The organism is uncultured Caulobacter sp. (assembly GCF_937900395.1).
Taxonomy (GTDB): Bacteria; Pseudomonadota; Alphaproteobacteria; order Caulobacterales; family Caulobacteraceae; genus Caulobacter.
Genome location: NZ_CALCDX010000062.1, coordinates 40,847 through 54,154, shown reverse-complemented (window position 1 = coordinate 54,154; position 13,308 = coordinate 40,847). Strand labels below are relative to the sequence as shown.

The window sequence follows — 13,308 nt, the reverse complement described above, 5'->3', positions numbered from 1 at the left end:
CCTCGTCACAGATCGGCGGGGCAATGATGGCGCCGTCCAGACGCAGGCTGTCGATGCTGGAGCGGACATGGTCCTGCCACCCGCGCTGGCCAAGGTCCACCGGCTCCACCACCAGATGATAGCTGCGCTGCCGGCAGCGCAGCAGCGCGCCGTGCTGCACGTCGGCGGCATAGCCCGAAACCGGATCGTCGATGAACAAGCCGATCAGATAGGAGCGCGAGCTGGACAGGCTGCGTGCGAAGGCGTTGGGACGGTAATCCAGCTCGGCGACCACCCGCTGCACCGCCTCGCGGATTTCCGGGCGCACATGATCCTCGCCATTGATGACGCGCGACACCGTCTTGGGCGACACGCCGGCGCGTTCCGCGACATCCTTGATCGTGACGGTCTTCATGCCGGATTTTCCAGTGTTCGGGCGCAGAGCAGGGCGAACCGCGCGATAAGGGCATAGCAGGCTGCGGGCAATATGAGCGCGGGCAGCAGGGTGACGATATCGGCCAGCGCGCCGGTCGCCACCGGCACGATCGCGCCGCCCACGACCGCCATGCACAGCCACATGGATGCGACGGGCGCCTCCCGCGCGTCGTCGGCACCTCGACGCGACACCGAGGAGAGCGCGAGCACCGCCGCTTCGTGGCGCCTCGCAGCGGTCAGGCACGTCGCCGCCGCCCGCCCCACGCGCTCCCGCGCCTCCTCCCTCACGCCGTCGGGCGAGGCGACCATCTGGAGGGAGTCGACCACCACGAGCGCGCGTGGGTGCTCGGCGCGGGGGTGGAGTTCGCGGAATGCGTTGACGGCGCCGAGGATGGCGGCGCCCGTGAAGCCGACCGCGTCCAGTTCGGGGAAGTAGATCGGCATGGCTTCGAGGGCTTCGGCGACGCCGTCTGGGAAGCGGTTACGCCCCACGTAGGCATCCGACCACGCCACGTCGGCGCTGCACCGCAGCCGCGCGAGAGTCGAGAGGGCGCGGCAGTGGAGTCCGAGGCTGTCGAGCTCCGGCGAGAGGTAGAGCACCGGCACGCCGTCCGATGCCGCGTGAACCACAGCCTCGACCGCCCACGATGAGCGGTCGCCTTCGCCCGCGAGCACATGCAGTCCCGGCCACAGTCCGCCGCCGAGCGCGTCGGCCACGGTGGGCCACGGCACAGGCACGGGCTTCTCCGCGCCCGACCCGCGCGCCTCGACGCGCTCACGGGCCGAGGCCACCGTCTCGCCGATGCGCACCGACGGCGGCTGGGTCGACGCCGGCGAGAACGACAACGCCATTGTCGGCACGATCGAAAAGACCCCGAACGCCCTGGGCGTGTTCGGCTACTCGTTCCTGGAAGAGAACGCCTCGCGCATCAAGGGCGCCTCGATCAACGGCGTGAAGCCGACTCCGGCCACGATCGCCAGCGGCCAGTATCCGCTGTCGCGCTCGCTCTACATCTACGTGAAGAAGTCGCAGGTCGGCGTCACGCCGGGCCTGAAGGAGTTCGTCACCGAATTCGTGTCGGACGCCGCCACCGGTCGCGGCGGCTACCTGCAGGGTCGCGGCCTGATCCCGCTGCCCCCGGCCCAGCATCAGGCGATGAAGGGCAAGGCCGGCGCCCTGCCCGCCATGCCGATGCCGAAGGAATAAGCGCTCACACGCGTCCCTTCTTGAAGGGCGGCGACCTTCCGGGTCGCCGCCCTTTTCATTTGGGGCCGAATGGCGCGTCCTCGCAGCCGCGAGCCCAGGGCGCCTCGTCAGGCGCATATTCATGGAAAGTCGCTCGAACGCACGGATCGTCGTCCAGACAACTGGCGGCGACAGCGACCACCCGCCCTGTCTCGGGATCGCCAAACGCGGTGCCGCAGCGACGGCAGAAGGTCCGGGTGAAGCGGAACGGCGGCCTGGGTCTGTAGCGGGTCAGCAGCGACCTGCCGGCCAGCCAGTGAAAGGCCTCGGCGCGGACATAGACATAGGTGGCCGAACCCGCCTTGCGGCATCGCGAACAATGGCAGGCGCCCATCATGGCGGGCGGCTCGAAGAGCTCGAACCGCACGCCTCCGCACACGCAGCTTCCCTTGATCGTCAAGCGCATCTCCTTGGATCCAAGGGAAACTGCGCCTCTCCTGCCGCCACCGCGGTGTCAGCAGCCCGCGGATGCATGGCGCGGCGGGTTGTCGCGGATTAATTCGGTCGCGTTCGGGACGTCATGCCTGCGGCGGCGGCGTCCTCGGCGATCTGCGGATCGAGTTGGGCGGGCGGCGGCGCGGCCGCTGGAGGCGCTTCGGGCGTTGGCGCGGTCGCGGGGGCCGGAGCGGCGGGCGGAGGCGTTTCCGAGGCTGGCGCTCCGAGCATGGCCGCGTCGGCGGCGCGTTCCGCAGCGCTGGTGGTTGGCTCGATATAATCCCCGGCGCCACCCTCATCCGCCAGGTTCAGAAAGAAGATCGCGACGAAGGTGGTGAGGACGCCGAGGACGAAACCGATAAAGATCCAGCCGAACCGGCCGCCGCGACGCTCGCTCATTCTACCTCGCCTGGGTTACGCGCCTTTCCATTGGCGCACCCGGCCCACGTCCACGTGGACGAACCGGCTCTGCGGATAATAACCCACGCCGCCCATGCCGAGATCCAGGGCGGCCGCTCTTACGTGTTCGAGGGCGACGTCTTCCAGATAGATGTCCATCGCCTTGCCCTCCATGTGGAGGCTGTGCTTGGCGACTTCGCCGCTGCGATTGGCGAGCATCTTGTTGGTCGCCGGCGAGCGATAGCCAGAGATCACCTGGAAGGGAGACTTGGCCTCGGTGCGGGCCTGGATCTTGCCCAGGATGTCATAGAGGCCCGGGTCCATCGGGTGGACCTGGTCGTTGCGGTAGTCCCGCAGCACCTTGTTCAGAGCCTGGACCGCGTCCGGGACATACTCGCCGTTCTCCCAGTAAACCGCTTCCAGTTTCTCGCCAGTGTGCACGTTGTGCAGGTGAACCCAGCGGGTCTCGACGGGAGCCGGGGCCACCGCCGGCGTGGCGCGCAGGACGGGCTGCGCGGGAACCGGAGCCGGCGTCGGATGTTTCCCCTGAAGGATCGCGCCGATGATGTCATCGTCGGCGCGCGCCGCCGCGAGCGGCAGAAGTCCGGCCCCAAAAGCGCCCAGCCCCCACTGGAGCAGCTTACGTCGATGCATGCGTTACGCCCTTACCCGACACTGAAGTGCGGGCAGGACACCGCAAGAACGTTAAGAATGCAAGCTGAGCCGGGTCACAGTGCGGCGATACGCTGCACCAGCTCCTTGTCCCAGCCATACGGATCGTCGCGGAAGTTCACCTGCCCGTCCGGCGTCACATAGGCCGTCCAGTATAGCAGGAAGACCGCCATCTGCTGGGGCAGCTTGGCGCGCACGGTGTCGCCAGAGGCCAGGGTCGCGTCGATCTTTTCCGGCGTCCAGACAGGGTCGCCGGCCATCAGGAGCTTCACCAGCTCGATCGGCTTTTGCAGGCGCACGCAGCCGTGACTGGCCAGGCGGCTGAAGCTGTCGAACTTCGAGCGGCTGGGCGTGTCGTGCAGATAGACGCCATAGGGATTGTCGAAATCGAACTTCACCTGGCCCAGCGCCGCCTTGGGGCCGGCCTTCTGCTGCAGGCGCGAGCCGCCGTCTCCTGTCGGGATCACGATGAAGTCGTTACGCGCCAGATAGCCGGGACTGGCCTTCTCCTTGGGCCAGAGCTCCTTGGTCGCGATCGACTGCGGCACATTCCAGGGCGGGTTCAGCACCACGCTGTGAATCATCGACGACAGCATCGGTGTCTCGTCGCCCGGACGGCCGGTGACCGCCCGCATGGTCAGGGTCGGCGCGTCCTGCTGGAACACCGACATGACGGCGGCGGCGACGTTGACCTGGATGCGGTCGGCCGGCAGCGTCTGCGGCAGCCAGCGCCAGCGCTCCATATTCGCCACGATCTGGTCGATGCGCCGCTGGATCGGGACATTGAGGGCGTTCAGGGTTCCGGGCCCGACCACGCCGTCGGGATCGAGGCCGAAACGCTTCTGCGCCCGCTGCACGGCCTGGACCAACGCCGGGTCGTAGACGTCGCTGCCGGTCCGGGCGACCGTCGGATCCTCGACCGACAGACGCGCCCGCAAAGCCTTCACACGCGGATCGGTCATGCCTTCGGTCAGGCTGGGTCCCGAGGGCGTGACGGCCCAGCCGCCCTTGGCCGCGAGACCGCGATAGGTCGCCAGGCCCGTCATCAACGTCTGATAGCCCGTATAGGGCGGCGGCAGGCTGGCCAGCCAGGCGGCGAGCCGGTCCTGCTGGACGGCGGCGGCGAAGTCAGGCGCGGGATCATAGGCGTCCGGCCGCAACCCCCACTCGGTCATGAAGCCGCTGACCGGCAGACGTCCGACATGGACCGCATGGGCGTAGGCCAGGGTCAGCTCGATCAGCTGCGCCTGGCCCATGGCGCGTCCCGCCGGGTCCTGGCCGGCCATCAGGGCCATCGCCGCGTCCGGCGCGAATTTCTCCGGCGGCAATCCGTGAGCGTCCGCGCCGCGCAGCGCCTGGGCCAGGGCGTCGGCCTGGCTGGCGTTCAGCGACAGCGCGGCCAGGTCGACCGCCGGCTTGGCGGGAACCATCGGAACCGCCTGCACCTGGCGACCGGCGGCGACGGGCGGGCTCTGGGATTGGGCCAGGACCGGCGAGACGGGAAGCACGCTCAGCGCCGCCGCCAGGACGCCGCAGGATCTCAAGACTCGCTTCACCGTCACACTATCCGTCGTCTCGCGCGGCCACGCCGCGTCGTCCATTTCAGATGGTCGCCTGGACCTGCGCCGTCAACGCGACGGAACCGCGCCCCACCCTTCCGCCACACAATCGCGACGGATTTCTCGAAGACAGGAACCCGCAAGCCACACTGTTGGTTTCAAACGGCGACCGGGGCCGCTGGGGGCGACAGGGAACAAGACCTTGCAAAAGAAGACGCTCGACCTCTTTCCGATCGGCAACTGCGCGGTCAGCGCCCTGATCGACACCGCCGGCCGCTTCGTCTGGGCCTGCGCGCCGCGCGTGGACTCCGATCCGGTGTTCAGCGCCCTGCTCGACGACGCCGATCCCGACGGCCAGGACGCCAAGGGCCTGTGGGACGTCCAGGTCGATCGCCGGGCCGAGGTCCGCCAGGGCTATATCCGCAACACCCCGATCCTGCGCACCGAGATCGCCGACCTGGACGGGGCGCGGATCGAGATCATCGACTTCGCCCCGCGCTACGAGCAGTTCGGCCGCATCTTCCGCCCGACCGCCTTCATCCGCCTGATCCGGCCGCTGGTGGGCGTGGCCCGCATCACCCTGCGCCTGCGGCCCACGGCGAGCTGGGGCGCCAAGGTCGCCGAGCACACCCGTGGCTCGCACCACATCCGCTACCTGTGCTCGGACATGACGATGCGGCTGACCACCGACGCGCCGGTCTCACACATCCTGGAAGAGCGCACGTTCCGCCTGGAAAAGCCGATCGCCATGTTCCTGGGCGCCGACGAAGGCTTCGAGGCCCCGGTGGGCCCCACCTGCGAGCGCATGCTGCGCGAGACCGAGAGCTACTGGAAACACTGGGTCCGCGGCCTGGCCGTGCCGCTGGAATGGCAGACGGCGGTGATCCGCGCGGCCATCACCCTGAAGCTCTGCCAGCACGAGGAGACCGGCGCCATCGTCGCGGCGCTCACTACCTCGATCCCCGAACACGCCGACAGCGGCCGCAACTGGGACTACCGCTACTGCTGGCTGCGCGACGCCTATTACGTGGTCCAGGCCCTGAACCGGCTGGGCGCGGTCGACGTGCTGGAGAACTATCTCGGCTATCTGCGCAACATCGTCGATCGCGCCGAGGGCGGTCACATCCAGCCGCTGTTCGGCGTCGGCTTCGAGGAGGTGCTGACCGAGCGCTTCGCCCCCGACCTGCCCGGCTATCGCGGCATGGGACCGGTGCGGGTGGGCAACCAGGCCTTCGAGCACATCCAGAACGACGTCTACGGCCAGATCGTGCTGTCGACGGTGCAGGCCTTCTTCGACGAGCGGCTCCTGCGTCCCGCCACGGTCGACGACTTCGAGGCGCTGGAACCGGTCGGCGAGCAGGCTTTCCGCCTGCACGACCAGCCCGACGCCAGCCTCTGGGAGTTCCGGGGCCGCGCCAACGTCCACACCTATTCCTCGGCCATGTGCTGGGCGGCCTGCGATCGCCTGGGCAACGCCGCCGAGAAGCTGGGCCTGACCGAGAAGGCCGCCTTCTGGAACGGCCGCGCCGCGCACGTGCGCAAGGTGATCGAGGATCGCGCCTGGAACGCCGAGCTGGGCCGCTTCGCCGCCACCTTCGAGGGCGACGAACTGGACGCCTCCTTGCTGCAGCTGGTCGACCTGCGCTTCCACAAGGCCGAGGACCCGCGCAACGTCGCCACCCTGAAAGCAGTGGAGGAAGGGCTGCGGCGCGGGGCCTATCTGCTGCGCTACGCCATCCCCGACGACTTCGGCTCGCCCCAGACGGCGTTCAACATCTGCACCTTCTGGCTGATCGAGGCGCTGCACCTGCAGGGCCGCTCTAACGAGGCGCGGGAGCTGTTCGAGGACATGCTGAGCCGTCGCACCGGCGCGGGCCTGCTGTCGGAGGACATCGGCTTCGCGGACGGCGAGCTCTGGGGGAACTACCCGCAGACCTATTCGCTGGTCGGGCTGATCAACTGCGCGGTGCTGCTGAGCCGGCCTTGGACATCCGTTCGTTAGGCGATCGCAAGGCCGGGATGTTGCAGGCTCAGCAAACATTGAAATCCATACGCCATATCCCGCAGCCATTGGCGATGCTGGGACATCGAGACTTCGGAGTGACTTTTGACGAGTCGTAAGCTGGCCCTGGTCGGTCTCCTGGGATGCGTCGCCGCCGGCGGCGCCCAGGCTCAAGACGCCAAGCCCCCCGCCCCTTCCTCGCAAGCCACCCCCGCCGCGCCGGTCCCGCAGCGCGCTCCACAAGCCGCTCAAAAGCCGGCGACGCCCGAGGATCCTGAAACCGAGGTCGAGGCCATCACCATCACCGCCAGCGGCAAGCCGTTCGGCGCGGTGCTGGGCGATATCCCGCCGGAGGAGACCTTCACCGCCGCCGACGTGCGGTCCTTCGGCGTCTCGTCGATGGAGGATCTGCTGACCGAGTTGACGCCGCAGACCACCAGCGGTCTTGGCGGCGCTCCCGTCGTGCTGCTGAACGGCCGGCGCATTTCGGGGCCGGGCGAAATGCGCGACATCCCGACCGAGGCCATCCAGCGGGTCGAGATCCTGCCCGAGGAAGTGGCGCTCAAGTACGGCTACACCGCCGACCAGAAGGTCGTGAACATCGTGCTGCGCCAGCGCTTCCGCGCCTCGACGGTCGACGCCACGGTCGGCGGCTCGACCGAGGGCGGCCAGACGAGCGAGCAGCTGAACTGGAGCCAGCTGCGGCTGAACCGCGAGGGTCGGACGAACCTCGCCATCAAGATCCAGAACAGCGACCAGCTGCTGGAGAGCGATCGGGATCTGGTCAGCCGCGGCACTAGCGGGCTCTACGACTTCACCGGCAACATCGCCTCGGTCGACGGCGGCCCGCTGACGAGCCTCAGCGCCCTGGCCGGAACGCCGGTGACGGTCGTCGGCGTCCCCGCCTCCGCCGCGAGCGGCGCTCAAGCCCTCGCCGCCTTCCTGCCGGGCGCGAACCGCGCCAACGCCAGCGACATCACCGACGACCGCACCCTGCTGCCGCGCAGCCGGCAACTGTCGATCAACAGCGTCACCAACCGCACCATCCTCGACAATGTCTCGGCCACGCTGAACCTGGGTCTGACCGCGTCGCAGAGCGACTCCCTGCAGGGTCCGGCCCGCGCACGCCTGGTGATCCCCGCCGCCGATCCGTTCTCGCCCTTCGGCCAGGACGTGGCGCTGTATCGCTATCTCGGCGACCAGGACGCCCTGGGCCAGACGAACCGCAACCTCTCGGGCCACGCCGGCTTCACCCTGAATCGCGACACCGAGGACCTGCGGCTGTCGCTGACCGGCAACTACGACCACGCGATCAGCAAGACCGAGACCGACCGCGGCGTCGACGTCACGGCGGTGCAGACGCGACTGACCGCGCTGGATCCCACGCTCAATCCGTTCGCGCCGCTGACAGGCCTCTCCGTCAACACCGACCGCGCCCGCTCGACCACCGACAGCGGCGACCTGCAGTTCGTCGCCAACGGCGCCTTGGCCAAACTCCGCGCGGGCGACCTGTCGACCACGCTGAAGCTCGGCGTCACCGGCTCGCGCCTGACCGCCACCTCGCGCCGCTCGGGCGTCGAGAGCGACAGCGAGCTGTCGCGCGGCGACGCCAACGCCCAGGTCAGCTTCGACCTGCCGCTGGCCAGCCGCCGCAAGGGGGTGCGCGCCGGGATCGGCGATCTCTCGACCAACCTGAACCTCGCCATTCGTTCAGTCTCGGACTTCGGCAGCCTGACCACGATCGGCGGCGGCGTGAACTGGTCGCCGATCAAGCCGGTCAGCTTCATCGTCTCGGCGACCCGCCAGGAGAACGCCCCCAGCATCAGCCAGCTGGGCAATCCGCTGATCACCACGCCCAACGCCCAGGTCTTCGACTATGTGCGCGGCCAGAGCGTCGACGTCACCCGGATCAGCGGCGGCAACGCCGACCTGAGGGCCGAGACCCGCAACGTCCTGCGCCTGGGCGCGACCTGGAAGCCCGAGCAGGTGCAGGGCCTGTCCCTGACCGCCAACTACAGCCGCGTGCGCATCGACAACCCGGTCGCCAGCTTCCCCGCCGCCACGGCGGCGGTTGAGGCGGCCTTCCCCGACCGGTTCACGCGCGACGCCAACGGCGTTCTGACCCGTATCGACACCCGCCCGGTGAACTTCGCCAAGCGCGAGAGCGAGCAGTTCCGCTGGGGCTTCAACTTCTCGCGCCAGATCGGCAAGACGCCGCCGCCCCAGCCTGGCGACTTCCGTCCCCGCTTCGGCGGCGCACAAGGCGAGCGGCCTAGCGCGGACCCCACGGATCGTCCGCAAACGCCGCCCAGCGATACGCCGTCCGATCCCAACGCCCAACAGCAGCAGGCTCAGGCGCCTGCGGTCGGCGACACCGTCCCGCGCACCGGCTTTGACGGCGGCGGACGCGGCGACGGTGCGCGCGGTCCTGGCGGCGGTTTTGGCGGCGGCGGCTTCGGTGGTCGTGGCGGCGGCAATCCACGCGCCACCCGCCTGCAGCTGGCGCTGTTCCATACCGTCCACCTGAAGGAGCGCGTGACGATCGCCGACGGGATTCCGGTCCTCGACCTCCTGAACGGCGACGTGATCGGTTCGGGCGGCGGCCAGGCGCGCAACGAGGTCGAGGCCCAGGCGGGGATCACCCGCTATGGCCTGGGCGCGCGGCTCTCGGCCAACTGGAAGAGCGGCACGCACGTCGACAGCGGCGTCGGCGGCGCCACGACGGACCTCGACTTCTCCAGCCTGGCGACCGTCAACCTGCGCCTATTCGCCAATCTCAGCGTCCGCCGCGACCTGGTTCAGAAGTATCCGATCCTGCGCGGCACGCGGCTGACCTTGGCGGTCAACAACCTGTTCGACGAGAAGCAGACCGTCCGCGACGCCACTGGCGTCATCCCCGTGACCTATCAGCCTGACTATCTGGATCCGCGGGGACGGGTCGTGCAGTTCAGCGTGCGGAAGTTACTGTTCTAACTCTTCCACCGACTTCCCCGGCGAATGCCGGGGCCCAGATCCAGCCTGAACGTCTAGGGAATGAAGCGCCACCGCTCGGCGCCTTCAAGTTCAGCTGAGTGGGTTCGATCTGGGTCCCGGCATTCGCCGGGAAGATCGGGTGATTTGCCGCCGAGCCGGAAACGCCCTCACATCCTCCGCACAAACCCGTGACCTTCAGCGTGAACGGGGGATCGAACCGGGCCTTACGGCGTTCTTGGCGCATGTTGCTTACAGATGAGGGGGTTCTCGTCATGACCGCGGCTACGCCGGTCGTGCGGGCGGAGTCCGTGGATCTCTCGCCCCCGCCGCTCAATCTCGCCCGCCGTACGGCGCTGTTTCTGGATCTCGACGGCACCCTGGCGCCGATCATGCCGCGTCCCGATGACGTGGGTCCCGACGCGCGCCGCGCCCGGGTGATCGCGCGCCTGCGCGACCGCTTCGAAGATCGCGTCGCCGTGGTCAGCGGCCGCTCTCTGCCGGACCTCGACCACATCCTGGGCGGCGGCGTGGCCGCGATCGGCGCGATCCATGGCCTGGTGCGTCGCACCGCCGGCGGCGCCGTCGTGGACCTGAAGCCGCATCCGGGCTTGGAGGACGCCCGCCGGATTCTCGGCGAACTCGCCGACTGCGAGCGCGGCCTGCTGTTCGAGGACAAGAGCCTCAGCGTCGCCCTGCACTATCGCAACGCCCCCGCCTGCGCCGAGGCGGTGATCGAGGCGGCTGAACGCCTGTCGCAGGCCACCGGCCTCGTCCTGCAGCTGGGCGACATGGTCGCGGAGCTGCGTACGCCGGGCGCCGACAAGGGTTCGGCGGTCGCCGCTTTCCTGAGCGAGGCGCCGTTCGTCGGCGCGACCCCGATCTTCGTCGGCGACGATCTCACCGACGAGGACGGCTTCGCCGCCGCGCGTCGCCAGGGAGGCTTCGGCGTGCTGGCCGGCCCGCCGCGACCCACCGAGGCGCATTACCACCTGAATGGCCCAGGCGAGGTCCTCGACTGGCTGGAACGTCTTACGGAAACGGCGGAGGTCCATGCATGAGCCGCCTGATCGTCGTCTCGAACCGCGTCAATCCGCCGAACCCCGCAGAGGGCGGCGAAGGCAGCGTCGGCGGCCTGGCCATGGCCCTGGCCGCGGCCCTGCGCGAATATTCCGGCATCTGGTTCGGCTGGAGCGGCAAGACCATTCCGGAGTTCACCGGCCAGCTGAACATGCAGCGGATCGAGGGCGTCACGGTCGCCACCGTCGATCTCGAGGAGACCGACTACCAGGAGTACTACAACGGCTACGCCAACAAGACGCTATGGCCCCTGTTCCACTACCGCGTCGACCTGACGGCCTATGACCGGTCGTTCGGCGAGGGCTATGATCGCGTCAACCGCCGCTTCGCCGAGACCCTGGCCCCGCTGATCGAGCCGGACGACATCGTCTGGGTCCACGACTATCACCTGATCCCAGTGGCCCGAGAGCTGCGGCGGATGGGGATCACCAACCGCATCGGCTTCTTCCTGCACATCCCCTGGCCGGCGCATCAGCTGGTCGTCACCCTGCCCCGCCACCGTCAGCTGGTGGAGGCTTTGTTCGACTACGATCTGATCGGCTTCCAGACCGAGGAGTCCCTGCAGGCTTTCGAGGGGTACGTGTTCTCGGAAGTGCAAGGTTCGAAGAACGCCCGGGGCGAGCTGGTCGCGTTCGGCCGGCGCACCTGCGCCGCCGCCTTCCCGATCGGCGTCGACGCTCAGGACTTCGCGGAGATCGTCAAGAGCGAGAACGCCCGGAAGACCTACGATCGGATGATGGCCCACAGCGTCTTTCGCAAGATGATCGTGGGCGTCGACCGCCTGGACTATTCCAAGGGGCTCGAAGAGCGGCTGGTCGGCTACGAGCGGTTCCTGCACGACCATCCCGAGATGCGGCGCGAGGTGATGCTGCTGCAGATCGCTCCGATCTCGCGCGACCAGGTCGAGGCCTATCAGGACCTGCGCGGCCGGCTAGACGGGCTGATCGGCCGCATCAACGGCGCCTATGCCGAGATGGACTTCACGCCGATCCGCTATGTGAACCGCTCCTACCGGCGCGACGAGCTGGCCGGCGTCTATCGCGCGGCCAAGGCGGCCCTGGTCACGCCGCTGCGCGACGGCATGAACCTGGTCGCCAAGGAATATGTCGCGGCCCAGGATCCGGATGATCCCGGCGTGCTGATCCTGTCGCGTTTCGCCGGCGCGGCGCGGCAGATGAAGGACGCGCTGATCATCAATCCGAACAGCCCGGAAGAGATCTCAGACGCGCTCGAGCGGGCGTTGTCGATGAGCCTGGACGAGCGCAAGCGTCGCTGGACGGCCCTGTTCGAAAACGTGCGTCGCGAGGACGTCACCGCCTGGCGCGACAACTTCGTGGCCGCGCTCCGCGCGCGTGGGGGGCCAGACGATGAGGGCGACGAAGTTCCAGAGCCGCCGGTGCGCACGCTGGACGTGGCGGCCAAGGCGCTGAGAGCGCAAGGCCCCGAGGCGACGGCGATGCGCGCCTAGGTGTCTCTTAGGGTGGCGCCGCGGAAAGCGCGCGGCGTCATCCCGACACCCGCCTTAAAGGCCCGGTTGAACGGTCCGATCGAGCCGAAGCCGCAGTCCAGGGCGATCAGCAGGATCGGCCGACTGCGAAGGGCCGGATCGGCCAGCATCTGCCGGGCGCGCGCGATCCGGTGGGTGTTGACCATCTGGTTGAAGTTGCCAAAGCCCAGCGACGCGGTGATGCAGCGCGTGACCTTGTACTCCGGCTCGCCCAGCCGGCGCGCCAGATCGGCGACCTTCAGATTGGGCGAGGCGTGGATCTTCTCCTCGCGCAGCAGCCATGTGATGCGGCGGGCCAGGTCGGCGTCCTCGGCGCCCTGGCTCGTGCGCGCCGCCCGCCGCCCGCCAGGCGCGGCCAGAGGATGGCGGGCGCGGAACCACGTCGCCGCGCCGCAGAGCAACAGCGCCAGCGACGCACAGGTCGTCTTGACCAGTTCGGCGAGCTCGCGATCGGCTGCCCCCGCGCCGGGTTGATTGACGGCCAGAACCGAACTGCCCATCAACGCGCCGTAGAGAGCGACATAGGCGATACGAAACCGCTTCTCGGGGCTCGACAGGTCGCGACGGTAGCCGCTGAAGGGTTCGACGAAGGTCAGCATCAGGACCGTCGAGCTGACGAGGACGTGCGTGTTCTGGACTATCCGCGGGATCGGCGCCGCCAGCCCATCGCCTAGGACCATCACGACGCCCGTCAGGAAGACGACTAGGACGACGATCCGCGACCAGCGGGCGTCACGCGGAGCCGGATCGAAAACCGCGCGTGTGAACAGCCAGGAGAACCCGCATCCGGCCACGCCGCCGATGGCCAGCGGCGTCGCCCAGACGCCCGCGCGCGCGCCAAGCAGCTGGCTCAGGATGAAGCAGGCGAGCGAGCCGGTGGTCAGGGCCCAGTGGACGCGCAGCCGTCCGGGCGGCTTCGGCGCGATGTCGGCGGCGGTGTCCGCGGTCAATGAGGTGAGCGTCAGGTCCATGCGCCATTTAGCCGGTTCGCTTCGCATCATCGACGCAGTTTGCCCGACCGTTG

The 13,308-nt window shown here is 68.8% G+C and carries 11 protein-coding genes and 1 pseudogene; 5 read left to right on the top strand and 7 right to left on the bottom strand.

All coding sequences use genetic code 11. The features are described from left to right. Both Q0379_RS05790 and Q0379_RS05785 read right to left on the bottom strand, forming a co-directional pair. The coding region (locus Q0379_RS05790; protein WP_299005543.1) for a LacI family DNA-binding transcriptional regulator at positions 1 to 394 on the bottom strand (394 nt) is incomplete at its 3' end. Continuing rightward, positions 391 to 1,131, bottom strand: a complete 741-nt coding sequence (locus Q0379_RS05785) for a DnaB-like helicase C-terminal domain-containing protein (RefSeq protein ID WP_299005540.1) — start codon at positions 1,129 to 1,131, stop codon at positions 391 to 393. The genes Q0379_RS05785 and Q0379_RS05790, both read right to left, overlap by 4 nt. Positions 1,132 to 1,198: 67 nt before the next feature. Between Q0379_RS05785 and Q0379_RS05780 the strand changes: the two are divergent. Further along, positions 1,199 to 1,621, top strand: a pseudogene (locus Q0379_RS05780) (substrate-binding domain-containing protein); the annotation flags it as partial. A gap of 55 nt (positions 1,622 to 1,676) precedes the next feature. Here the strand turns inward: Q0379_RS05780 and Q0379_RS05775 are convergent. The 4 genes from Q0379_RS05775 to Q0379_RS05760 all read right to left on the bottom strand — a co-directional run bounded on the left by Q0379_RS05775 (position 1,677) and on the right by Q0379_RS05760 (position 4,722). Then, positions 1,677 to 2,066 carry a GFA family protein gene (locus tag Q0379_RS05775; RefSeq protein ID WP_299005537.1) on the bottom strand — a complete coding sequence of 130 codons (390 nt, stop codon included), beginning with the start codon at positions 2,064 to 2,066 and terminating at the stop codon, positions 1,677 to 1,679. A gap of 89 nt (positions 2,067 to 2,155) precedes the next feature. Further along, positions 2,156 to 2,494: a hypothetical protein gene (locus tag Q0379_RS05770; protein WP_299005534.1), complete on the bottom strand. Its 339-nt coding sequence runs from the start codon at positions 2,492 to 2,494 to the stop codon at positions 2,156 to 2,158. 15 nt (positions 2,495 to 2,509) lie between these two features. Then, on the bottom strand, positions 2,510 to 3,148 hold the full coding sequence (locus Q0379_RS05765; RefSeq protein ID WP_299005531.1) for a DUF882 domain-containing protein: 639 nt from the start codon (positions 3,146 to 3,148) through the stop codon (positions 2,510 to 2,512). Positions 3,149 to 3,222: 74 nt separating this feature from the next. Further along, complete coding sequence (locus Q0379_RS05760) at positions 3,223 to 4,722, bottom strand: L,D-transpeptidase family protein (protein ID WP_299005546.1); 1,500 nt, start codon at positions 4,720 to 4,722, stop codon at positions 3,223 to 3,225. Positions 4,723 to 4,927: 205 nt separating this feature from the next. On the opposite strand from Q0379_RS05760, the gene Q0379_RS05755 reads away from it, so the two are divergent. The 4 genes from Q0379_RS05755 to otsA all read left to right on the top strand — a co-directional run bounded on the left by Q0379_RS05755 (position 4,928) and on the right by otsA (position 12,245). Continuing rightward, the gene (locus Q0379_RS05755) at positions 4,928 to 6,727 is read left to right on the top strand and encodes a glycoside hydrolase family 15 protein (protein WP_299005528.1); all 1,800 of its coding nucleotides are present in this window, start codon (positions 4,928 to 4,930) and stop codon (positions 6,725 to 6,727) included. 105 nt (positions 6,728 to 6,832) lie between these two features. Further along, entirely contained in the window at positions 6,833 to 9,700 is a 2,868-nt protein-coding gene (locus Q0379_RS05750) for a TonB-dependent receptor (RefSeq protein ID WP_299005525.1), read from the top strand. Between the two features lie 272 nt (positions 9,701 to 9,972). After that, positions 9,973 to 10,758 carry a trehalose-phosphatase gene (gene otsB, locus Q0379_RS05745; protein WP_299005523.1) on the top strand — a complete coding sequence of 262 codons (786 nt, stop codon included), beginning with the start codon at positions 9,973 to 9,975 and terminating at the stop codon, positions 10,756 to 10,758. Further along, the gene (gene otsA / locus Q0379_RS05740) at positions 10,755 to 12,245 is read left to right on the top strand and encodes an alpha,alpha-trehalose-phosphate synthase (UDP-forming) (protein ID WP_299005519.1); all 1,491 of its coding nucleotides are present in this window, start codon (positions 10,755 to 10,757) and stop codon (positions 12,243 to 12,245) included. Before otsB ends, otsA begins: the two co-directional genes overlap by 4 nt. Here the strand turns inward: otsA and Q0379_RS05735 are convergent. Beyond that, positions 12,242 to 13,255, bottom strand: a complete 1,014-nt coding sequence (locus tag Q0379_RS05735; RefSeq protein WP_299005516.1) for an AraC family transcriptional regulator — start codon at positions 13,253 to 13,255, stop codon at positions 12,242 to 12,244. The genes otsA and Q0379_RS05735 overlap by 4 nt on opposite strands. Positions 13,256 to 13,308: the final 53 nt, after the last annotated feature.